We start from the raw sequence: 21,003 nt of genomic DNA, 5'->3' as shown, positions 1-21,003 counted from the left end.
CGCACCGTCCCTCCTTTTTTATCCTGCAAAAAAACGATTGTTTCAAATATCAATTTGAATCGCGTGTTTGCGAGCCGGCGGCGCCGGCAACTGGGAGACGCAACATGGCAGTTCGCACCACGGGCCGGCATGCCGGCGATACGAAGTCACGCATTCTCGACGCCGCGGAGACGCTGTTCATCGAATGCGGTTATGAGGCGCTGTCGCTGCGCCAGATCACTTCGCGCGCCGAAGTCAATCTCGCGGCGGTCAACTATCACTTCGGCCACAAGGAATCGCTGCTTCATTCGATGCTGTCGCGCCGGCTCGATCCGCTGAACGAGGAGCGCGTGAAGCTCATCGACCGCTTCGACGCGATGCTCGGCGCGCGCCTGACCTGCGAGCACGTGCTCGGCGCGATGTTCATTCCGGCTCTGCGTCTGTCGCGCGATCCGCGTGTCGGCGGCAAAGCGTTCCTGCGCCTGCTCGGGCGTGCGTACACCGAGCCGTCGTCGTTCATCCGCGCCTTTCTGAACGCGCATTACGAGTCGGTGGCGATGCGCTTCTTCGACGCGTTCCAGCGCGCGCTGCCGCATCTGCCGCGCGAGGAGCTCGGCTGGCGGCTGCGTTTCGCGATCGGCGCGCTGTCGGGCGTGCTCGCCGGCACCGATACCGACAGCCTGATTGGCGAGTTCTCGCAAGGCAAGCCGATGAACGATCTGCAGCTGATCGCACGCCTCGCGTCGCTGATCGTCGCCGCACTGAAGGCGCCGCTGCCGGACGGCACGCAACTGGCCGCATTCGCGGCGGTACTCGGCGATGCGACCGACGACCACGGCGCGCTCGGCACGTTAGCTAGTGCGCACCGAGACACCAGCGGCGAGGCGGCGGCTGCGTGCGCCGCGGCATGTGACGCATAGCGCGGCTCACAGGTGGCCCGGCGATTGCATCACCACGGAAAAGGCAGCGAGGAGATCAGCAGAGCGCGAGCGGTCCGCGCCCGTGGGACGCACTCGCCCGCAGCATCGACAGAGGAGGAAGCATCATGCCGTGGTTCATCCTGGCGCTCGTCGTCGCCGCATTCGCTCTCGTCTACGTTCAGGCGCGCGCCTCGTGGTGGCTCGCGGCGCTGATCGTCTGGGTCGCGGCCGCGCACCTGAGCGGCGCGGCCGGCCCGCTGCTGACGACCCTGCTCGCGATCGTGTTCGTGCTCCCCGCCCTCGTGCTGACGATCAAGCCGCTGCGCCGCGCATGGCTCGCGAAACCGGTGCTCGACACGTTCCGCAAGATCCTGCCCGAGATGTCGCCGACCGAGCGCGACGCGATCGAAGCCGGCACGGTGTGGTGGGACGCCGAGCTGTTCTCGGGCCGCCCGCACTGGGACACGCTGCTCGGCTACGGCCCGGCCACGCTCAGCGCCGAAGAACAGGCGTTTCTCGACGTCGAATGCGAGCAGCTGTGCGAGCTCGCGAACGACTGGGAAACCACGATGGTCTGGCAGGACCTGTCGCCGCAAACGTGGCAGTTCATCAAGCAGCACGGCTTTCTCGGCATGATCATTCCGAAGCAGTACGGCGGCAAACAGTTCTCCGCGTACGCGCATTCGCAGGTCATCATGAAGCTCGCGACGCGCTGCACGGCCGCCGCGGTCTCGGTGATGGTGCCGAACTCGCTCGGCCCCGCCGAGCTGCTGATGCGCTACGGCACCGACGCGCAGAAGAACCACTATCTGCCGCGTCTCGCGCGCGGCGAGGAAATCCCCTGCTTCGCGCTGACGAGCCCGTATGCCGGTTCCGACGCCGCTGCGATTCCCGATGTCGGCATCGTCTGCAACGGCATGCACGAGGGTCGCGAGACGCTCGGCTTTCGCGTCACGTGGGACAAGCGCTACATCACGCTCGGACCGATCGCGACCGTGCTCGGCCTCGCGTTCCGCGCGCTCGATCCCGACCATCTGCTCGGTGCGAACGACGAACCCGGCATCACCTGCGCGCTGATTCCGACCAACCACCCTGGCGTGAATATCGGCCGCCGTCACTGGCCGTTGAACGCGGTGTTCCAGAACGGCCCGAACTCGGGCAAGGACGTGTTCATTCCGCTCGACTGGGTGATCGGCGGACGCGCGCAGGTCGGCAACGGCTGGCGCATGCTGATGGAGTGTCTGGCGGCGGGCCGCGCGATCTCGCTGCCGTCGTCGAATGTCGGGATGGCGAAGGTCGCGGTCCGCAGCACCGGCGCGTACGCGGCGATTCGCCGCCAGTTCCGCGCCGCCGTCGGCAAGTTCGAGGGCGTGCAGGAAGCGCTCGGCCGCATGGGCGGCAACCTGTACGTGATGGACGCCGCACGCCGCCTGTCGGCGCTGGCGGTCGATCTCGGCGAAAAGCCGTCGGTCATTTCCGCGATCGCCAAATATCACATCACCGAGCGCGCGCGCAGCGTCATCAACGACGGCATGGACGTCGTCGCCGGCAAGGGTATTTGCATGGGGCCGTCGAATTTTCTGGCGCGCGCGTATCAGCAGATGCCGATCTCGATCACCGTCGAAGGCGCGAACATTCTGACGCGTTGCCTGATCATCTTCGGCCAGGGCGCGATCCGCTGCCACCCGTACGTGCTGAAGGAAATGACGGCGACGCGCGAGCCCGATCGCGCGAAGGCCTTGCGCGAATTCGACGCGGCCTTCTTCGGTCACGTGAACTTCACGGTGTCGACCGCGCTACGCAGCGCCGTCTATGGGCTGACCGGCGGCGCGCTGATTGCGAAGCCGCGCCGCGCGTATGCACCGCTGCAGGCGTACTACCGCGCGGCGACCCGTCTGTCGACCGTATTCGCGCTGCTCGCCGACGTGTCGATGCTGGTGCTCGGCAGTGATCTGAAGCGCCGTGAACGCATCTCGGGACGCCTCGGCGACGTGCTGTCGCAACTGTTCCTGATCTCGGCCACGCTGAAGCGTTTCGAGGACGACGGGCGTCAGCGGGACGACCTGCCGCTCGTGCGCTGGGGCGTCGAGGATGCGCTGTACAAGGCGCAGCATGCGCTCGACGGCGTGCTCGCGAACTATCCGAACCGGCTCGCCGCGACGCTCGTGCGCGTGCTTGCGTTCCCGTTCGGCCTGCCGCATCGCGAGCCGTCGGACCGCCTCGGCAGCGAGATCGCCGAACTGATGCAGACGCCCGGCGCCGCGCGCGAGCGGCTCGTCGCCGATTCTTACGTGCCGCATCCCGACGTCGACGCGCTCGGCTACGGCGAGCTCGTGTTCGCGCTGAATCCGCAGTTCACGCTAATCGAGCACAAGCTGCGCGACGCGGTCGAACAGGGCCTGCTCGAACCGCTGCCGCAAAGCCTGCCGCAGCTCGCCGCATGGACCGATGCGGCGCAACGCCAGGGCCTGATCGACGCCGACGAGCGGCGCGTGCTCGACGACTACGCGCGCTACGGTGCGCAGGTCGTCAAGGTCGACGATTTCCCGGCCGATTTCGACCTGCTCGCGAGCTTGCAACAGCGCAAGCAGGCGCTCGAAAAGGCGCTGGATCTGGCGGCCTGACGCGCGCGCTCACGCAGAAAAAACTACCGATGCGGCGCGGCAAACCGTACCCGAGTCACGCAACTCAAGGCACACTGACACACGTCCGGCGCCCCTGAAACATCGATGGGGCTGCCCGCGGCGCGTCCAGCGGAGCAACCGATAACATGAACGACTCCTACCTGAAGTTCGTCAACTCGCCGTTCGGCGGCCGTCTCGCGCGCTCGCTCGGCCTGCCGAAGCCCGAGGTGCTGCGGCGCTACCGCGCGGACCGGGCCGAGTTCGACGGTCTGATCGCGATCGGCGCGGGCCGCGAGCCGCGCCTGTTCGACGCGCTCGCGAGTCTGATCGCCAGCATCGGCATGACGAGCGTCGCGCACGAAAGCGCCGGGCTGTGGGTGCCGCTCGCCACTCGCCACGGCCTGATGACCGGCCGCTTCGAGCCGGCCGAAGCCGGTGCGCCGGGCAAGCTCGCCGCGCTGCTGTTCGACGCGAGCGGTATCGACGACAGCAGCCAGTTCCAACCGCTGCACGGCTTTTTCCACGACACGCTGCGCTCGCTCGGCAAGTGCGGGCGCATCGTCGTGCTGGGGCGTCCGCCCGAGGCCTGCGCGAGCCCGCGTCAGTGGACCGCCCAGCGCGCGCTCGAAGGGCTCGTGCGTTCGCTCGGCAAGGAAGCGCGTCGCGGCATCACCGCGAATCTCGTGTACGTCGAGGACGGCTCGGAAAGCGCCATCGACGCGACGCTGCGTTTCTTCCTGTCGCCACGCTCGGCCTATGTGTCGGGTCAGGTGGTGCGGATCGCGGGCAGCCGCAACGAAGCGCCGCCGCCCCCCGCGCCCGCGTTCGACTGGCGCCAGCCGCTCGCCGGGAAGCGTGCGCTCGTCACGGGCGCCGCGCGCGGCATCGGCGCTGCTATCGCGAGCGTGCTTGCAGCGGAGGGCGCGCATGTGATCGGCGTCGACATTCCGTCCGCGCGCGACGCGCTCGATGCAACGCTGCGTCAGCTGAACGGCAGCGCGCTCGCGTTCGACATCGCCGCGCCCGAAGCACCCGCGCAGATCGCAGCGGCGCTCGATGAGCTCGGCGTCGACATCGTCGTGCACAACGCCGGCGTCACGAAGGACAAGACCATCGCGAGGATGACCGACGCCGCGTGGCAAAGCGTGATCGACATCAATCTGAGCGCGCAGGAGCGCATCGACGACGCGCTGCTCGCGGGCGGCATCCTGCGCGACGGCGGGCGCATCGTCGCGGTGTCGTCGATCGGCGGCATCGCGGGCAATGCCGGCCAGACCAACTATGCGACCTCGAAGGCCGGCGTGATCGGCCGGGTGCAAAGCATGGCGCCGCAACTGCGCGCGCGCGGCATCACGATCAACGCGGTCGCGCCCGGCTTCATCGAAACGCAGATGACCGCGAAAATGCCGCTCACGCTCCGTGAGGCCGGCCGCCGGATGAACTCGATGAGCCAGGGCGGCCAGCCGGTCGACGTCGCGCAGACCATCGCGTGGCTCGCGCATCCGGGCTCGGCCGGCGTGACGGGCCAGGTCGTGCGCGTGTGCGGTCAAAGCCTGATTGGCGCCTGAACGGGAGCATGGCTATGGACGAACCGCGTGATCCGTTCGGCAGCCGTCAGCTCGCGCCCGCGCCGGGCGGCGACGGCGCGCGGCCGAAAACCGTCGTGATCGAAACGCTGCCCGCGCCGGCGAAACTGTACGGGCGCGCGCTGACGGGCATTGTCAAGCGCGGCCGCGAATCGCGGCTGCCGCCGTTGCGGCTCGTGCGCCCCGCCGTCGTGCTCGAGCCCGGCCCCGCGTGGCGCTATGCGCGCGTGTGCGGCTTCATTCCCGAGCACGGCGTGCCGCTCACCTACCCGCATCTGCTCGCGTTTCCGCTGCATCTGCTGATGCTGACCGACCCCGCGTTTCCGTGGCCCGCGCTCGGTCTCGTGCATCTGGCCAATCACGTGCGGCTGCGCCGGCCGCTCGCCTACAAGGATCTGTTGCGCATCGAGGTCGAATTCGGCGCGCTGCTGCGTCACGACAAGGGCCAGGCGTTCGTCGTGCATACGCGCATCTATCGACGCGGCGAGGCGGTGTGGGACGGCGACAGCATCTATCTGAAGCGCGCGGTGCCGGCGCTCGGCCATCCGCTCGAAGCGCTGACGCTCGACCCCGACGCGCTGCAACGGATCGCGCGCTGGCAGCTCGCGCCGCAACTGGGCCGCGACTACGCGAGCGTGTCCGGCGACTACAACCCGATCCACCTCAGCGCGTTGTCGGCGAAGGCGTTCGGCTTTCCGCGCGCGATCGCGCATGGCATGTGGACGCTTGCGCGCGCCGCGTCGTCGCTGCAGCCGCCGAAGCCGCTCGCCGAAGCGACGCTCGCCGCCGAGTTCAAGCTGCCGATGCTGCTGCCCGGCGAAGCGTCGCTGTGGAGCGCCTCGCCTTCGCTGATCGAGCGCGATCTCGAGGTGCGCGATATCGCCGGGGTCAAGCCGCATTTGCGCGCGCGCATGCAGTGGCGGCTGCTGTGAGCCGCGAGCGCGCCGTTCGTAGCGTTTGCATCGTTTGCTTCCACCAATAATCTGCGTACGACCCAAGGAGCCGAGCATGTCCCACCCGCAACCCGCCGTGCGCCGCGTCGCCGTCATCGGGGGCAACCGGATTCCGTTTGCGCGCTCGAACACCGCGTACGCGAGCGCATCGAATCAGGACATGCTGACCTTCACGCTGCAAGGGCTGGTCGATCGCTACGACCTGCACGGCGTGCGTCTCGGCGAAGTCGCGGCGGGCGCGGTGATCAAGCATTCGCGCGACTTCAACCTGACGCGCGAGTCCGTGCTGTCCACCACGCTCGCGAAGGAAACCCCCGCCTACGACGTGCAGCAGGCCTGCGGCACCGGCCTCGAAGCCGCGATCCTCGTCGCCAATAAGATCGCGCTCGGGCAGATCGACGCGGGCATCGCGGGCGGCGTCGATACCACCTCCGATGCGCCGATCGGCGTCAACGAGCGGATGCGCAAGATCCTGCTCGAAGCGAATCGCGGCAAGAGCACCGGGCAACGTGTTGCCGCGCTCAGCAGGCTGCGGCCCGGCATGTTCTTCAAGCCGCTGTTGCCGCGCAACGTCGAGCCGCGCACGGGGCTGTCGATGGGCGAGCATTGCGAGCTGATGGCCAAGCGCTGGAACATCTCGCGCGAGGCGCAGGACGTGCTCGCGTACGAGAGCCATCGCAAGCTCGCCGATGCGTACGCGCGCGGCTTCGTCAACGATCTGATGACGCCGTACAAAGGCCTCGCGCGCGACAACAACCTGCGCGCCGACCTGTCGCTCGAAAAGCTTTCGAATCTGAAGCCGGTGTTCGACCGCGACGCCGGCACGCTGACCGCCGGCAACTCGACGCCGCTGACCGACGGCGCATCCGCGGTACTGCTCGCGAGCGAAGCATGGGCGGCCGAGCGCGGCTTGCCGGTGCTCGCGTATCTGAGCTGGTCGGAAACCGCGGCGGTCGACTTTTTCGACAAGCAGGAAGGCCTGTTGATGGCGCCCGCCTACGCGGTGCCGCGCATGCTCGCGCGCGCCGGCCTCGCGTTGCAGGACTTCGATTTCTATGAAATCCATGAAGCGTTCGCGGCCCAGGTGTTGTGCACGCTCGCGGCATGGCAGGATGACGAATATTGCCGCACGCAGCTTGGCCTCGCCGGCGCGCTCGGGTCGATCGATCGCACCAAGCTCAACGTGAACGGCGGTTCGCTCGCGACCGGCCATCCGTTCGCGGCGACGGGCGGACGTATCGTCGCCGCGCTCGCGAAGATGCTGGCGCAACTCGACAAACCAGCTGGCGGCGCACGCGGGCTGATCTCGATCTGCGCGGCGGGCGGCCAGGGGGCCGTCGCGATTCTGGAACGCTAGCGCGGCAGCGGATACCAACATCTCAGGAGCAACCGATGATCGAGCCCACCCAAGCGCCGCAGCACGTGCCGGATGCAGGAAGCGCTCGTGCGCCAAACCCGGCACCAAGCCCCGCGCCGAACACCGACGGCATCTGGTACGCGTCCTACCCGGACGACGTGCCGCGCGAGATCGACGTCACGCAATACGAATCGCTCGATCAGTTCTTCGACGAATGCACCGCGCAGTTCCGCGAGCGCGTCGCGTACGTCAGCGTCGGCTCGAGCCTGACGTACGGCGAGCTGGCCCGCAAGGCGAGCGCGTTCGCGGCCTACCTGCAAAGCATCGGCGTGGAGCCCGGCGAGCGCGTCGCGATCATGCTGCCTAACACGTTCCAGTATCCGGTCGCACTGTTCGGCGCGATCAAGGCGGGCGCCGTAGTCGTCAACGTGAATCCGCTCTATACGGTGCGCGAACTCGCGCACCAGCTAAAGGACAGCGGCGCGCAGACGATCGTCGTGTTCGAAAACTTCGCGAAGACGCTCGAAGACGCGTTGCCCGGCACCAGGGTGCGCAACGTGATCGTGACCGGCCTCGGCGATCTGCTCGCCGACGGCGTGAATCTGAAGGGCCACCTGCTCAATTTCATGCTGCGTCACGTGAAAAAGATGGTGCCCGCGTACAAGCTGCCGCAGGCTGTGCCGCTGCTCAAAGCGCTTTCGATCGGGTACGCGCGGCCGCACACGCCGGTGCGCGCGAGCCACGAAGACATCGCGTTCCTGCAATACACGGGCGGCACCACCGGCGTCGCGAAAGGCGCGATGCTCACGCACCGGAACATCATTGCCAATCTGTTGCAGGCGAAGGCGTGGGCCGCGGGGCAACTGTCCGGCGACGGCGAAACGGTGCTCACGCCGCTGCCGCTCTATCACATCTACTCGCTGACCGTGAACGCGCTGATCTTCATGGGGCTCGGCGGGCGCAACATCCTGATCGCGAATCCGCGCGACATGAAGCGCGTGATGATGATCCTGCGTCACGAAAAATTCACCGGCATGACCGCGGTCAACACGCTCTATAACGCGTTCCTCGACAACGAGGAATTCTGCCGGCGCGACTTCTCGGACCTGAAGCTCGCGATGGCGGGCGGCATGGCGACGCAGAAGAGCGTCGCGGAGCGCTTCAAGGCGGTGACGGGCAAGCCGATCGTCGAAGGCTACGGGCTGACCGAGTGCTCGCCGATCGTGTCGATGAATCCGGTCGATCTGCGCGACTTCGAAGGCTCGATCGGCTTGCCCGCGCCGTCCACGCAGGTGCGCTTCAGGAAAGACGACGGCAGCTGGGCCAATATCGGCGAGGCGGGCGAGCTGTGCGTGAAGGGCCCGCAGGTGATGAAGGGCTACTGGAACCGCCCCGACGAAACCGCGAAGGTGATCGACGGCGACGGCTGGCTCGCAACCGGCGACATCGGCGTAATGGACTCGCGCGGCTTTATCCGTCTGATCGATCGCAAGAAGGACATGATCCTCGTGTCGGGCTTCAACGTGTATCCGAACGAAATCGAGGATGTGATCGCCGCGCATCCGGACGTGCGCGAAGTGGCGGCGATCGGCGTGCCCGATCCCGCGCAGGGCGAGCGCGTGAAGGTGTTCATCGTGCGGCGCACGCCGACACTGACCGCCGAGCAGGTGATCGCGTACTGCCGCAAGAATCTGACTGGCTACAAGGTGCCGAAGCTCGTGGAGTTTCGCGACGAGCTGCCGCAAACCAATGTCGGGAAAATTCTGCGCCGTGCGTTGCGCGACGAGGAACTCGCGAAACAGGGGTCTGCCTGACGGGAATAAACATTGCTTCAATGCGTTATAGCTTTGTTGCTTTGCGTTATTGCCTTGCATGTTGCATGAGCGGCCGCGTCACTTTCTGGAGCAATTCATGAAGCACCGCATGTCCGCCCGTTCGCATCGTCTGCGACCCCGCTTGCGACCCCGCTTGCGACCCCACTTGCTGCCGGGTGCGCTGCTCGTCATGCTCGCCCTGCTTTCGGGACCGATGGCGGTCGCGCAGAACGACGACCGTCCGCCCCCGCTCGACACCGCGAGCGCCGTCAAGCCGCCCACCACGCCGCCCGCGCAGGTCGGCAAGCTGACGCTCGACCAGCAGGTCAAATGGCTGCGCGCCGCGCAGCAAAGCGGCACGCTCGAAAAACTCGACGACGCGCAACTGGTCGCACTGTTCAAATCGCTCGATCCGCTGACGCTGCCGCGCTATATCAAGGAAGGGCCGAACGGCTACCCGTCGTACGAATTCACGATGTCGCGCTCCGAGCGTATTCGCGGCATCTGGCCCGACAAGCCCGATCACATGCTCGTGCGCGTCGCGCACGACCCGCTGCGCATCTACGCCAGGTGGCTGCCCGACGGCGCGCACGCGGGCCAGGAAATCATCTACGACGAGTCGAAACGCAGCGACGAAACGTTCGGCCACCTCGGCGGCATCATGAACGTGATGCCGTTGTGGACCTCGCTGACCGGCGCGCTCGCACGCTCGCAATCGAATCACAGCGTGCGCGATCTCGGCACCGAGTACGTGGCCGACCAATACCTGAATGAAGGGAAAAAATACAGCCAGACCGGCTTGCCGCGTTCGGTGCAGATCGAAGTGAAGACCATCGACGATGTGCGCGTCGTCGCGTTCACTTTCGAAACACCGGTCGGCCAGCCGCAGTTCTACGCGAAAAAGGAAACGCTCGGGCTCGATTTGCGGCATCCGTTCTTTCGCACCATCGAGTCTTATGACAACGACGGCAAGATTTTCGAGCAGATCGTGTTCGAGAGCATCGCGCCGAAGACGTTCGACGATTCGACCTTCGATCCGAACAACAAGGACTATAAGTTCTAGCCGGGTTTTAGCCGGGTGTTAGCCGGGTTTTAGCCGCGCCCGCTGCGCGGCGTCAGCGCGAAGGCCACGTGGGCGGGTTGCGCAAGCAGCCCCTCGCGCGCTTCGTGACGATGCTCGACGAAGCGTCCGGTGCGCAGCGCGAGGTGTTGCAGCACGAAGTAGTCGGACGCGCGCGTGAAGCCGATCAGCGCGGGCATCGCGTGCGGGGTCCGGCCGTCGTCTAGCAGGGGTGCGAGGGTGGTGAACCACAGCGCGCCGGCATCGTCGCCGGTTTCGAAGGTCGGCAACCGCAGGTGCGCGGCATAGCGCGCGAACGACGCGCCGCATTCGAGCGTCGAGTCAACGATCGCGAACGCGCGCGCATCGTCAGCGCACGCGGCGGCTCGCGCGAGCCACGGCCATGCGCCGCCCGCTGCCGTCGCGAGCCATGCACCGGTGAGCATGAAAGTGCGTCGATCCATTGGCGTGTACGTTCCATTCACTCGTTGTTCACGCGCTTCTTCACGTATAGCCTCGCCGGTCGCGCCACGCCGCCGGCCAGATGCCCTGCTTGCCCGGCGCGAGAATGCCGTTCGGGTCGAGCGCATCCTTCAGCGTTTCCGCGAAGCGCAGCGACGCACCGTCGTTGAAGCTGTATTGCGCGGCCGCGAAATCCATATACGCGAGATGCGCGCGGTATTCGCCGTAGCCGGCCGCGCGGGCGTCGCTCATCAGCGAGCGCAGCAGTTCGCCGGCCTGCTCCACCTGGTTCGCGTCGTTGCGGTCGAAAATCGCCGCGAAAATGTGATGCAGATGCCGCGTACCTGCCGTGAAGCCGCCGTAGTAGTCGAAGCCGTATTCGGCGGCGCGTGCTTTCACCATCGTGTACTGACGCATCGCGTCGCGTCCGGTCGCCGGACAGATCGGCGCGAAGTCGACGTGCGCGCCCGCGCCGCCGCGCCAGTCGAGCATGCGAAACGCGGTCATCGCGGGGATGCCGGCCATGTTGCGGTCGCCGCCGCCGCTCGGCTGCGCGTCGCCCGCATAACGCGCCGCCGCGAGCCGCGCATCCGGCACCCGCGCGAACGCGCGTTCGATCAGCGCGTAGCGCGCGTCGATCAGCTCGGGCGTGCCGTATAGCGCGAAATGAAGGTTCCAGCGGCCGACACCGAGTTTGTCGAGCATCGCCTGCACCGCGCTCTCGGGCATCGCGCCCGCGCCGTGGTACCACTGCCGGCGTGGCGACAGGCCCGCCGCGCGCCGCAAGCCGCCCTCGATCACCGCGTGATTGCGGATCGTGCCGTCGAGCCGCAACGGCCGCAGAGTCTCGACGATCGCCTCCAGATCGGCCTCGCGGCGAAACTGGATTTCGCCGAGCAGATACGCGGGCGGTGCGGGCATCAGCCACACGCCGAGCTTGGTCACGATGCCGTAGTTCGACTGCATGAACAGCGCATCGAACGACGGCCCGTAGCCCGGCTGATACAGCTGCCACGCAGTGCCGATCTCGACGCCGCCCATGCCGGTGCGCAGCAGGTCGCCGTTGGCGAGCATCACCTCCATCCCGCATTGCGCGGCCGCGTGGTCGCCGTAGTCGGTATAGCCGAAGCCGCGCTCGAGCGTATTGCCGACCACGCTGCCCCAGCCGGCGGCCGGTGGATCGACCCACAGCTTGTAGCCCTTGTCGCGCAGATGCGCGTACAGATCGAAATAGCTGACGCCGGGCTCGACGAGCGCATAGGCGAGCGTTTCGTTGACTTCGAGAATGCGGTTCATGCGCTGCAAGTCGAGCACGACCGACCCGGTCAGACGCGGCGCCGCGCCGCCGTACGCGAAGTTGCGCCCGGTCGACACCGTCCACAGTGGAATCCGGTACTGATTGGCGATGCGCAGCACCGCGCGGATTTCATCGACCGACGCGGGCAGCACCGCGGCGCTCGCGGCGAACGCAGCCGGCTCGCCGGGCGCGAACGGATCGATATAGACGGCGAGGCCGGCGTCGGAACTCAGCACGTGCGCGTCACCGACGATCGCGCGCCAGCCGGCAAGCGCACGGTCGAACTGCGCGGCGGTCAGGTTGGGCGGCAGCGTCTGGGGCAAGGCGTCTCCTTGTCGGTCGGGTAAGCCGAGGGTGCGGTCTCGCGTGGGGCAGCAATGCGTGCGTGACCGCCAACGGCCTTTACGACACGCTACCGCCCGCTACTGCTGCCACGTCTCAGGCTTGCCACCGAGCTCGCTGCACACGTCGATCGCGATCTCGCGCAGCTTGCCTTCCGCGATCGCGCCTGACAGCGCGTAGCCCATGCGGTCGCTGATCCAGTAAAAGGTGCGGCGGTTGCCGTCGCGAAACAGGCGAAACTCGGTTTCGTCACGCGTGACGCCGGTCACGTACAGCGTCAAGCGCGCGCCGTCCTGGTTTTCGTACATGAACTGCGCGGCCGGCCCGGCCTCGCCGGGCAGCAGCCGGCCGCCCACCAGCGAATAACCATACTCCTGCAGCGACGGCACCGACAGCGGGCGATTCAGCCGCTTCGACAGCCACGCGATCAGATGCGCCTCTTCGCTCGCCGCGACTTCGACCGGATGACGCCGCTCCGGTGAGTACACCGCGTACGCGACATCCGCGCGCTGCGCAAAACCGGGCGGCTGGCCGCCGAAGCCGCTCCACGCGCCGCCGCTCAGCCGCGGCGCGAGCGGGCCGAGCACCAGCGCGAGCCCCGCGCCGGCCGCGAGCCAGCAGGCGGCGAGACCCGCGCGCTGCCACCACGGCCGCGCACGCCGCACCACGATAAAGGCCGGCTCCTCCGCCTCCGCGGGCTGGCTGCCTGTGTAGCGTCGCTCGCCCGATTCAGCGGCTTGCTGCTCAAAGTCGGCCCCGTGCCCCGCTTGCGCTTGCCATGCATCGCTGCCCGGCACGCCGCACAGCGCGCGCAGCGCCGCCTTCTGCGCGCGCCACGCCGCGACGCGCGCGGCGGCCTGCGGATGCTGGCGAAGCTGCATTTCGACCGCGGCGCGCTGCTCATCCGTCAATTCGCCGTCGACATAGGCCGACAGCGAGCGCAGATCGGGCTCGTCGGGCAATCCGGATTCGGGGTTATCGTTGTTCATTATCGGTTTCTCACCACTTTCAGCGGCGCTACTTTGTGCGCCGTCCGCGGCGCACGGGGCTGCGGTCCGTGCATTGGCCCCGGTGGCTCCTCGCACAGCAACGCGCGCATATGCTCGCGCGCCCGCGACAGCCGCGACATCACTGTACCGATCGGCACCCCCAATGCACTCGATGCCTCCTGGTACGACAACTCCTCCACGCACACCAGCAGCAGCACTTCACGCTGCTCGAGTGGCAGGCAGTACAGCGCGCGCTGCACGTCGCGCAGTACCAGACCGTCGACCTCGCCGTGCGGCGCCTCGAGATTGCGCCACGGCGCGCTTTCCTCGTCGACGGCGATCTCGCGCCGCCCGCGCAGTTGGTCTATGTACAGATGCCGCAGGATCGTCAGCAACCACGCGCGCAGGTTGCTGTTCGGCCGGAATGCCGACCAGCGCGCAAGCGCGCGCTCCGCCGTATCCTGAACGAGATCGTCGGCCCAGGCGCGGTCGCCCGTCAGTGCGCGCGCATAGCGGCGCAGCTGGGGCAGCCACGCGATCACTTCCGATTCGAAGGTCACCCGGTGTGCCAGGCCCGGTCGCGGCTCTAGTAGCCGCCGCTGCTGTTGCTGTTGCCGCTCGAACTCGACGCGGCGTTGTCGGTGTCGGCCGCGTGAGCAAGGGAGCCGCACGCGAGCGCGAGCAGGACGAAGAGCGCTGACAGAATACGGGATGCTTTCATCATGTTGAATCTCCTCACGGATGCCCAGCGCGCGATCGACCGACGGGCGCGGCGGGCGGTGGGCGGCAGGCCGCGCAGTGCGGTGCTGCCATACTGGGCTTAACGCTGCGACCGTGCGGTTTATTCCACCGCGGTCGTGGCGCCGTGTCGCTGCGCTGCGGTTGCGCTGCTTTCTCCGGAATTTTTGGTTTTTTTCGGGCGCTTCGACGCCGCCGCGGGTGCTCGCGCAGCACACCACCATGTTCTTCCTTTTCCGCCAACCTTGCCGGCAATGCCTGGAGAGACCGGAAGAAGACGCCATTGACCAGCAGATTCGTAACTCAACGTTACAGTCTCGCGGTATCGGATGCTTATGGGCTCACAAGCCGTTATAGTGGACAAAGTTCGCCCGTCGACGCGTACTGCCCCGCCTGGAACAGAAAGGGTAGAATCGCGGCGAACCACCGTCTATCTAACCTGAATTGTCCATGGCTTCCGCAGAATCGCATCCGCAAAACGACTTCATGAACGCCGCGCGCAAGGAACGAAAGCGCGTCGAGATCTATCTGGTCAACGGCATCCGCCTGACCGGATGCATCGAGTCGTTCGATCAGTACCTGGTGATGCTGCGCACGCCGGTTGGCCTGCAAGGCATCTACAAGCGCGCGATCTCCACGATCCAGCTCGATACCGGCACGCGGCCGGCGCCGCGCACGGGCCGAACGTCGCATGGCGAACATGGCGCGCGCGGTCCGCATGGTTCGCGCGAACATCGCGAGCCGCGCGAGGGGCGTGAACCGTATGGCGCGCCGGCGGCGGAACGCGCGCCGGGCGAGCGCAGCGGCAACTCCGAGGGCCCGGTGGTCGTCACGCGGCGGCGGCGTCTATTCGGCACCGGCGGCGAAGGCGGCAATCATGGCGGCAACCACGGCAGCGGCAGCCCCGGCGGCAATCAGGAATAAATACGAAGAAGCGGTAACGCCCGCGCCTCGCTAGTCCGCTGACAGACCGAGGCGCTGCAGAATTTTCTCCAGTTGGATCAGCTGCCGCTCGGTCAGCTCGAAACTCCCCTTGACCGCCAGCACGCGGCGCCGCCAGTAGCCGGCGTCGAACAGGTGCAGCGCCGGTTGCCGCGTCGCCCAATCCAGGTTTTCCAGTTCGGCGTCCACGACGTGGGCTGCGAGCACTCGTCGCGTAGCCGCCGGCTTTTTCCCGTTCATGTGGTTCGCTGTCTGATGGATCGATGGAGGTGTCGCTTGCGGCTAAAGCCCGGCTCAAACGCGGCTCAAGCGCGGCTCAAGCGCGGCAGGGACACTCGGAGAACGAATCGATGCGGGCCGGTTTCAAACGACGCGCCGGCGCGATTCGGCCGACGTTCGTCGATAGCCGCAATGCGCTATGCTGAATCATTGATCCTCTACCGATGGAGCGCGCCATGACCAGCAAAAGCCAGCATGCCTCCCGGCCTGCGCGCACGCGCCGGACACCACCGACGTCCGCCGACACGCGGCTCGATGAAGCGCTGATGGAAAGCTTTCCCGCCAGCGATCCGATCGCCGTCGATGTGACGGAGCCGTTTCGCGAGCGGATGCGCAAGACTCAGGCGGATACGCGCAAACGGCATTGAAGTCGCGCCGTCTTGGGTCGCACGACGGCGCGGCAGCGAGCCATCGTGGCTTGCGAACAATGTCGAGCGGAAATGCCGAAAGGCCCGGCGGCCAGAGTGCGAGGCGCGGGTTGGCAGGTGCGGAAAGCACCCATCAGACTTAACGACGGTAACGTCCGCGGACGGGCCGGACGGCGCATCGAATTGCGCGCCGTCCCGCCCCTCCACCGAAGCTCACATCGTCGTGCTCAATGCAGCGGCAAGCCGCTCTCGAGCTGACGCTGCAGGTTGCGGACCTGACGCTGCGCGACGCGCAACTGATCCTGCGCGGCGGCCTTCTGCTGCGCCAGTTCGGTCGCCTCGGCGCGCTTCTGCTCCTGCTGGCTCGCGACGATGCTCTGCTGCTGACGCGCGACGTCGAGGTCGGCCTGCAGCCGGCTCGCGCGTTCCTGCGACAACGCGACCAGGCGCTGCGTGAACGCCTTCTGCGCTTCGAGTTGCGTACGGCGGATCTCAACGTCCGACAGCTGCATCGTCTGCCGCGCGAAATCCTTGTAGATCAGCTCGGCGCGCCCGGCGTCCTGCGTCTTGATCACGCGCCAGAAGTTTTTCTGTTGGAACAGCGCGACGTAGTAGGTCATCTCCTTGCCGTAGAACAGCAGGCTCGCGCCATAGCTGCCGTTATACGTGGTGCGCAATTCGCTCAGATCCGAGCCGTGGATCATCTGCTGCAATTCAGCCACGTTCCCGGTGGCGGATTGCCGGTTTTCATCCGGCGTCAGCGCAGTGGTCTCTGCCTGGCCGCCCTGCGACGTGTCGGTCGGCGCGCTCGTGGGACCCGGCTGGGACACGATCGTACCGCTCGCATCACTGTTCTGCAGAGCCTGTGCATTCGCGCCCTGAAGGGCCCCCATTACGATGCATGCGGCCAGAGCAATCTTTCGTAGCTTTGACTTTCGGTCCATGTGACACCTGTTGAACAGATCTTGTTTTAGTAGAAAACGGGGAATTATTACTCAATTTTGCGAGTTTCGGGCTCTTCGTCGAAAATATGGCAGTTGCGCGGTTGCTCCCTTGGCGGCGCGGTACTACAGCCTCGATCTTTTCGTCGCGAAAGCGGTCATGGATGCGCTGGTGGACAGCGCATCAACGCGAGGCTCTTCCGAATAGCTGAATTGACACACCTCCGAAGTACCGCGTGCCGATTAGAAGCTCCTCTATCAAACGGCGCATGCACTTTCGCGTATTCTGCGCTGGCGATGCAAACGGCACGCCGTTAGCATCGTCCCGCATCGCGAAGACCGGTGCCGCACATCCGACCACGATGCCCATAATGCCGCGCGACCACGATCGCGCCGTCTCATATCAAGGAGGAAGGTAATGACTCGATTCACTCAACGTGCGCGCGCGCTTGCGCTGCGCACCGCCCGTCACGCCGCGCTCGCCGGCGCCCTGCTCGCCAGCGCCGTGACCGCGATGGCGCAGACTGAGACACCGATCGGCACGTGGCAAACCATCGACGATCATACGGGCCAGCCGAAAGCGCTCGTGCAGATCACACAAGACGCCAATGGCGAATTGAACGGCAAGGTCATCAAGGGTCTCGGCGCGAACGACCAGCCGGATCGCCGCTGCAGTGCATGCACCGACGCGCGCAAGGACCAACCGATCCTCGGCATGACCATCATCAACAGCATGAAGAAGGATGGCGACGCGTGGGATCATGGCCAGATTCTCGATCCTGAAAACGGCAAGGTCTACAAGTGCAAGATGCATCTCGAAGACGGCGGCAACAAGCTCTTGGTGCGAGGCTATATTGGCGTCGCGCTGCTCGGCCGCTCGCAGACGTGGATCCGGCAGCAGTGAGCTTCGACGTGGGGCCCAGGTGCGGCGCCTCGCACATTGCCTGAATGAGCGCCTCATGCCGCAACGATGGCGCGCTCATCCCCAGCGGGTACAGCATAAAAAAACGGCCGGCGATCAACAATCGCGCGGCCGTTCTTCATTGGGGCAAGTTGTTTGCGAGGGTCATGCTGCCTGCTTGAACGATGCAGCGTAACCTAACGGTGTCGCCGGCGCCGACGTGGCGGGCGTAACACGGAACGCCGCGGCTGCGCGACGGGCCGCGGCGCGCTTGTGCTGCGCGCTCGCGTGCGTGCGCATACGCGCTTCCATCAATCTGCAGAGATCTTCGCTCGCGGTACCGAGCAGTTGTTCCGTGACGTGTTTGAGCACGCCCGATTGGTACCAGGACTTGAAGCGGCGATGACAGGTCTGATACGACGGGTAGCGGCGCGGCATGGTGGACCAGGTGGCGCCGCTATACATGACCCAAAGCACGCCGTTGAGCACTGAGCGGGTATTGGCAAGCGGACGGCCACGCATTTCGGTACGCGGCCGGAGTTCGGGCAGCAGTGGCGCAACGCGCTGCCATTCTTCATCGGTGATTTCGCGGTACGAGTTCATGCTTCCTCCTTTGTCAGAACAACGACAAAAGATAGCCAGTCACCCGCGCGCGGAATATAAGACCACTCCGATTCCTAAAAACTGTCGTACGCCGATGCTCAGGTTAGAGACGTGTCGACGATCCGGCGAGGTGTATCGAGATACTCCTTCGACTGCATCTCGACGATTCGCGACACCGTCCGCGTGAATTCGTTGGCCATCGGGCCATCGACGTACAACTCCTCTGGCGGCACCGCGGCCGACATCAGCAGCTTGACCTTGTGGTCGTAGAACACGTCGATGAGCCACGTAAAGCGGCGCGCTTCCGACGCCATGCGCACCGACATCTGCGGCACGTCCGACAGGATCACCGCGTGAAACCGGGTCGCGAGTTCGAGGTAGTCGTTTTGCGAGCGCGGCCCGCCGCACAGCGTCGCGAAGTCGAACCAGACAACGCCGTCCGCGCGGCGCAGCGCCTTCAGCTCGCGCTTCTCGATATGCAGCAGCGGACTTTCGTCGGGCACCGCGGCAAGGCGCGCGAAAGCGTCGCGCAGCGCCTTGCCGGCAGCGGCGTCCAGTGGCGTGTGATAGACCTCGACCTGGGCCAGCGTGCGCTGGCGATAGTCGATCCCCGCGTCGACGTTGACCACGTCGAGCTTCTGCTTGATCAGCTCGATCGCGGGCAGCATGCGGTCGCGATGCAGGCCGTCCGGATACAGCGTGTCGGGCGCGTAGTTGGACGTCATCACGAACTGCACGCCGTTCTCGAACAGCTTGTCGAGCAGGCGATACAGGATCATCGCGTCGGCGATGTCCGACACGTGGAATTCGTCGAAGCAGATCAGCCGATAGCGCTTCGCGATGCGACGCGCGAGTTCGTCGAGCGGATCGGCGCGGCCCTTGAGTTCTTCGAGCTCGCGATGCACTTCGCGCATGAACTCATGGAAGTGCAGACGGGTTTTGCGGTGCAACGGCACGATCATGTAGAAGCTGTCCATCAGGAAGCTCTTGCCGCGGCCCACGCCGCCCCACATGTATACGCCGCGCGGCAGATCCGGGTGAATGATCAGCTTCCTGAACGCGTTCGAGCGGCGCGCCTTATATTCGGTCCACTCTTCATAGCACCGCTGCAGGCGGTCGACCGCCGCGCGCTGCGCCGGATCGGATTGATAACCCCGCGTCTGCAGTTCTTTTTCGTAGTATTCGGTGACGTTCATCGTGTTGCTGCAAAAAGAAAGGCGGGAGGGAGTGAACCCCGCCCGCCTTTGGTGATGCCAAGGTTGCGATTCGGTCGGGCGTGCGCGGTTACATGTTTAGCGCGCGCTTGTCGACGGCGAGTGCCGCTTCACGCATGACTTCCGACAGCGACGGGTGCGGATGGCAAATCCGGCCGATGTCTTCCGACGCCGCCTTGAACTCCATCGCCACCACGGCTTCCGCGATCAGGTCCGATGCGTCGGCCGAGATGATGTGCACGCCGAGCAGTTCGTCGGTCTTCGCGTCGGCGATCATCTTGACGAAACCGTCCGCTTTGTTGATGCCGAGCGCGCGGCCGTTCGCCATGAACGGGAATTGGCCGGTCTTGATTTCGCGGCCTTCGGCCTTCAGCTGCTGCTCGGTCTTGCCGACCCACGCGATTTCCGGCTCGGTGTAGATCACCCACGGAACGCAGTTGTAGTCGATGTGCGGTTTCTGGCCGTCGATCACTTCCGCGACCATCACGCCTTCGTCTTCAGCCTTATGCGCGAGCATCGGGCCACGCACCACGTCGCCGATCGCGTACACGTTCGGCACGGCCGTCGCGCAGTGGTCGTCGACGTCGATGAAGCCGCGCTCGTTGGCCTTCAGGCCGATCGATTCGAGGCCGAGGTTGTCGGTGTTCGGCACGCGGCCGACCGACACGATCAGGCGGTCGGCTTCGAGCGTCTGCGCGTTGCCGTCCTTATCCGTGTAGGCGATCGTCACGCCGTTCGCGCCCGTCTTCACTTCGCCGACCTTCACGCCGACGTGGATGTCGAGACCCTGCTTCTTGAACTGCTTGGCCGCTTCCTTCGACAGTGCCTGGTCAGCCGAACCGAGGAACTCCGGCAGCGCTTCGAGCACGGTCACGTCAGCGCCGAGACGGCGCCACACCGAGCCGAGCTCCAGACCGATCACGCCTGCGCCGATCACGGCGAGCTTCTTCGGTGCCGTGTCGAACGACAGTGCGCCTTCGTTGTCGGCGATCAGCTTGTTGTCGACCGGGATGCCCGGCAGATGACGCGCCTTCGAACCCGTCGCGATGATCACGTTCTTCGCGGTGACGACTTCGGTTTCACCCTCGCCGCTCACTTCGATCTGCACGCCGGCGTCGGTCTTGCCGGTGAACTTGCCGTGGCCCTTGAGCCACGTGATCTTGTTCTTGCGGAACAGGAATTCGATGCCCTTGGTCATCTTCTCGACGATGCCGTCCTTGCGGGCCATCATCTTCGAGATATCGACCGACACGTCGCCCACCGAGATGCCGTGGTCGGCGAGATGATGCGACGCGTTTTCAAACTCTTCCGACGACGCGAGCAGCGCCTTCGACGGAATGCAGCCGACGTTAAGGCAAGTGCCGCCGAGCTTCAGCGCGCCGGCCGGGTTCTTCCACTTTTCGATACATGCGACGGTCTTGCCGAGCTGCGCTGCGCGGATGGCGGCGATGTAACCGCCAGGGCCTGCGCCGATCACGACGACGTCAAATTCTTTGGACATGACAATCCCTTTGATAGCGGAACGGCGCCGGACCACCCAAGGTGGCGCGCGCCGTTCCTGTACTGCGGAATGCGAGATACGTACTGACTAGATGGCGCCGGTTTGCGGATTCACAAGCCGGCGCGGTCCGAGC

General features: G+C 65.9%; 20 protein-coding genes. 10 read left to right on the top strand and 10 right to left on the bottom strand.

Annotated features, from left to right (window positions below; translation table 11 throughout):
- Nucleotides 1–104: 104 nt before the first annotated feature.
- The 7 genes from AB3X95_RS01405 to AB3X95_RS01375 all read left to right on the top strand — a co-directional run bounded on the left by AB3X95_RS01405 (nucleotide 105) and on the right by AB3X95_RS01375 (nucleotide 10,296).
- Complete coding sequence (locus tag AB3X95_RS01405) at nucleotides 105–899, top strand: TetR/AcrR family transcriptional regulator (RefSeq protein WP_368620489.1); 795 nt, start codon at nucleotides 105–107, stop codon at nucleotides 897–899.
- 125 nt (nucleotides 900–1,024) lie between these two features.
- Nucleotides 1,025–3,523: an acyl-CoA dehydrogenase gene (locus AB3X95_RS01400; protein ID WP_368620488.1), complete on the top strand. Its 2,499-nt coding sequence runs from the start codon at nucleotides 1,025–1,027 to the stop codon at nucleotides 3,521–3,523.
- Nucleotides 3,524–3,669: 146 nt separating this feature from the next.
- Nucleotides 3,670–5,091, top strand: a complete 1,422-nt coding sequence (locus tag AB3X95_RS01395) for a 3-oxoacyl-ACP reductase (RefSeq protein ID WP_368620487.1) — start codon at nucleotides 3,670–3,672, stop codon at nucleotides 5,089–5,091.
- Nucleotides 5,092–5,105: 14 nt separating this feature from the next.
- Nucleotides 5,106–6,041: a MaoC family dehydratase gene (locus AB3X95_RS01390; RefSeq protein ID WP_176365774.1), complete on the top strand. Its 936-nt coding sequence runs from the start codon at nucleotides 5,106–5,108 to the stop codon at nucleotides 6,039–6,041.
- Nucleotides 6,042–6,117: 76 nt separating this feature from the next.
- Nucleotides 6,118–7,419 (top strand): acetyl-CoA C-acetyltransferase, encoded by a 1,302-nt coding sequence (locus AB3X95_RS01385; protein WP_368620486.1) that lies wholly within the window; start codon nucleotides 6,118–6,120, stop codon nucleotides 7,417–7,419.
- Between the two features lie 35 nt (nucleotides 7,420–7,454).
- Complete coding sequence (locus AB3X95_RS01380; protein ID WP_368620485.1) at nucleotides 7,455–9,233, top strand: AMP-binding protein; 1,779 nt, start codon at nucleotides 7,455–7,457, stop codon at nucleotides 9,231–9,233.
- A gap of 97 nt (nucleotides 9,234–9,330) precedes the next feature.
- Nucleotides 9,331–10,296, top strand: a complete 966-nt coding sequence (locus tag AB3X95_RS01375) for a DUF1571 domain-containing protein (RefSeq protein WP_368620484.1) — start codon at nucleotides 9,331–9,333, stop codon at nucleotides 10,294–10,296.
- Between the two features lie 29 nt (nucleotides 10,297–10,325).
- Here the strand turns inward: AB3X95_RS01375 and AB3X95_RS01370 are convergent, their stop codons facing one another.
- The 5 genes from AB3X95_RS01370 to AB3X95_RS01350 all read right to left on the bottom strand — a co-directional run bounded on the left by AB3X95_RS01370 (nucleotide 10,326) and on the right by AB3X95_RS01350 (nucleotide 14,107).
- Nucleotides 10,326–10,757 (bottom strand): hypothetical protein, encoded by a 432-nt coding sequence (locus AB3X95_RS01370; protein ID WP_176120027.1) that lies wholly within the window; start codon nucleotides 10,755–10,757, stop codon nucleotides 10,326–10,328.
- A gap of 40 nt (nucleotides 10,758–10,797) precedes the next feature.
- A complete protein-coding gene (locus AB3X95_RS01365) occupies nucleotides 10,798–12,375 on the bottom strand; it encodes an FAD-binding protein (RefSeq protein WP_368620483.1) in 1,578 nt (525 codons plus the stop codon).
- Nucleotides 12,376–12,474: 99 nt separating this feature from the next.
- The gene (locus tag AB3X95_RS01360; protein ID WP_368620482.1) at nucleotides 12,475–13,383 is read right to left on the bottom strand and encodes a zf-HC2 domain-containing protein; all 909 of its coding nucleotides are present in this window, start codon (nucleotides 13,381–13,383) and stop codon (nucleotides 12,475–12,477) included.
- Nucleotides 13,383–13,943: a sigma-70 family RNA polymerase sigma factor gene (locus tag AB3X95_RS01355; protein ID WP_176108898.1), complete on the bottom strand. Its 561-nt coding sequence runs from the start codon at nucleotides 13,941–13,943 to the stop codon at nucleotides 13,383–13,385. Before AB3X95_RS01355 ends, AB3X95_RS01360 begins: the two co-directional genes overlap by 1 nt.
- Nucleotides 13,944–13,969: 26 nt before the next feature.
- Entirely contained in the window at nucleotides 13,970–14,107 is a 138-nt protein-coding gene (locus AB3X95_RS01350) for a hypothetical protein (protein WP_176108899.1), read from the bottom strand.
- A 464-nt stretch (nucleotides 14,108–14,571) separates the two neighbouring features.
- Here AB3X95_RS01350 and hfq point away from each other — a divergent pair, with 464 nt between their 5' ends.
- Nucleotides 14,572–15,045 (top strand): RNA chaperone Hfq, encoded by a 474-nt coding sequence (gene hfq, locus AB3X95_RS01345; protein WP_176108900.1) that lies wholly within the window; start codon nucleotides 14,572–14,574, stop codon nucleotides 15,043–15,045.
- 30 nt (nucleotides 15,046–15,075) lie between these two features.
- Here hfq and AB3X95_RS01340 read toward each other — a convergent pair whose 3' ends face one another.
- The gene (locus tag AB3X95_RS01340; protein ID WP_368620481.1) at nucleotides 15,076–15,303 is read right to left on the bottom strand and encodes a hypothetical protein; all 228 of its coding nucleotides are present in this window, start codon (nucleotides 15,301–15,303) and stop codon (nucleotides 15,076–15,078) included.
- Nucleotides 15,304–15,518: 215 nt separating this feature from the next.
- On the opposite strand from AB3X95_RS01340, the gene AB3X95_RS01335 reads away from it, so the two are divergent.
- Nucleotides 15,519–15,710, top strand: a complete 192-nt coding sequence (locus AB3X95_RS01335) for a hypothetical protein (RefSeq protein ID WP_018432239.1) — start codon at nucleotides 15,519–15,521, stop codon at nucleotides 15,708–15,710.
- A gap of 227 nt (nucleotides 15,711–15,937) precedes the next feature.
- Here the strand turns inward: AB3X95_RS01335 and AB3X95_RS01330 are convergent, their stop codons facing one another.
- Complete coding sequence (locus AB3X95_RS01330) at nucleotides 15,938–16,654, bottom strand: DUF2968 domain-containing protein (RefSeq protein WP_176120031.1); 717 nt, start codon at nucleotides 16,652–16,654, stop codon at nucleotides 15,938–15,940.
- A gap of 415 nt (nucleotides 16,655–17,069) precedes the next feature.
- Between AB3X95_RS01330 and AB3X95_RS01325 the strand changes: the two genes are divergently transcribed.
- Nucleotides 17,070–17,555 carry a DUF2147 domain-containing protein gene (locus AB3X95_RS01325; protein WP_368620480.1) on the top strand — a complete coding sequence of 162 codons (486 nt, stop codon included), beginning with the start codon at nucleotides 17,070–17,072 and terminating at the stop codon, nucleotides 17,553–17,555.
- A gap of 162 nt (nucleotides 17,556–17,717) precedes the next feature.
- On the opposite strand, the gene AB3X95_RS01320 is transcribed toward AB3X95_RS01325, so the two are convergent.
- The 3 genes from AB3X95_RS01320 to lpdA form a co-directional block, all read right to left on the bottom strand.
- Nucleotides 17,718–18,155, bottom strand: coding sequence for a transposase (locus AB3X95_RS01320; RefSeq protein WP_368620479.1), 438 nt, complete (start codon nucleotides 18,153–18,155; stop codon nucleotides 17,718–17,720).
- 98 nt (nucleotides 18,156–18,253) lie between these two features.
- Nucleotides 18,254–19,351: a cell division protein ZapE gene (gene zapE / locus AB3X95_RS01315; RefSeq protein ID WP_176108906.1), complete on the bottom strand. Its 1,098-nt coding sequence runs from the start codon at nucleotides 19,349–19,351 to the stop codon at nucleotides 18,254–18,256.
- Nucleotides 19,352–19,439: 88 nt separating this feature from the next.
- The gene (gene lpdA / locus AB3X95_RS01310; RefSeq protein ID WP_176120034.1) at nucleotides 19,440–20,870 is read right to left on the bottom strand and encodes a dihydrolipoyl dehydrogenase; all 1,431 of its coding nucleotides are present in this window, start codon (nucleotides 20,868–20,870) and stop codon (nucleotides 19,440–19,442) included.
- Nucleotides 20,871–21,003 lie beyond the last annotated feature (133 nt).

The sequence above is a fragment of the Paraburkholderia sp. BR13444 genome, from assembly GCF_040948755.1.
Lineage (GTDB): Bacteria > Pseudomonadota > Gammaproteobacteria > Burkholderiales > Burkholderiaceae > Paraburkholderia > Paraburkholderia youngii.
This window is presented reverse-complemented; position numbering and strand designations above follow the sequence as displayed.

Coding starts and splice junctions, on each gene's coding strand:
- AB3X95_RS01360 (WP_368620482.1), bottom strand. CDS start 13,383: ATGAACAACGATAACCCCGAATCCGGATTGCCCGACGAGCCCGATCTG.
- AB3X95_RS01405 (WP_368620489.1), top strand. CDS start 105: ATGGCAGTTCGCACCACGGGCCGGCATGCCGGCGATACGAAGTCACGC.
- AB3X95_RS01335 (WP_018432239.1), top strand. CDS start 15,519: ATGACCAGCAAAAGCCAGCATGCCTCCCGGCCTGCGCGCACGCGCCGG.
- AB3X95_RS01340 (WP_368620481.1), bottom strand. CDS start 15,303: ATGAACGGGAAAAAGCCGGCGGCTACGCGACGAGTGCTCGCAGCCCAC.
- AB3X95_RS01350 (WP_176108899.1), bottom strand. CDS start 14,107: ATGATGAAAGCATCCCGTATTCTGTCAGCGCTCTTCGTCCTGCTCGCG.
- AB3X95_RS01385 (WP_368620486.1), top strand. CDS start 6,118: ATGTCCCACCCGCAACCCGCCGTGCGCCGCGTCGCCGTCATCGGGGGC.
- AB3X95_RS01320 (WP_368620479.1), bottom strand. CDS start 18,155: ATGAACTCGTACCGCGAAATCACCGATGAAGAATGGCAGCGCGTTGCG.
- AB3X95_RS01370 (WP_176120027.1), bottom strand. CDS start 10,757: ATGGATCGACGCACTTTCATGCTCACCGGTGCATGGCTCGCGACGGCA.
- zapE (WP_176108906.1), bottom strand. CDS start 19,351: ATGAACGTCACCGAATACTACGAAAAAGAACTGCAGACGCGGGGTTAT.
- AB3X95_RS01380 (WP_368620485.1), top strand. CDS start 7,455: ATGATCGAGCCCACCCAAGCGCCGCAGCACGTGCCGGATGCAGGAAGC.
- lpdA (WP_176120034.1), bottom strand. CDS start 20,870: ATGTCCAAAGAATTTGACGTCGTCGTGATCGGCGCAGGCCCTGGCGGT.
- AB3X95_RS01375 (WP_368620484.1), top strand. CDS start 9,331: ATGAAGCACCGCATGTCCGCCCGTTCGCATCGTCTGCGACCCCGCTTG.
- AB3X95_RS01390 (WP_176365774.1), top strand. CDS start 5,106: ATGGACGAACCGCGTGATCCGTTCGGCAGCCGTCAGCTCGCGCCCGCG.
- AB3X95_RS01330 (WP_176120031.1), bottom strand. CDS start 16,654: ATGGACCGAAAGTCAAAGCTACGAAAGATTGCTCTGGCCGCATGCATC.
- AB3X95_RS01395 (WP_368620487.1), top strand. CDS start 3,670: ATGAACGACTCCTACCTGAAGTTCGTCAACTCGCCGTTCGGCGGCCGT.
- AB3X95_RS01325 (WP_368620480.1), top strand. CDS start 17,070: ATGACTCGATTCACTCAACGTGCGCGCGCGCTTGCGCTGCGCACCGCC.
- AB3X95_RS01400 (WP_368620488.1), top strand. CDS start 1,025: ATGCCGTGGTTCATCCTGGCGCTCGTCGTCGCCGCATTCGCTCTCGTC.
- hfq (WP_176108900.1), top strand. CDS start 14,572: ATGGCTTCCGCAGAATCGCATCCGCAAAACGACTTCATGAACGCCGCG.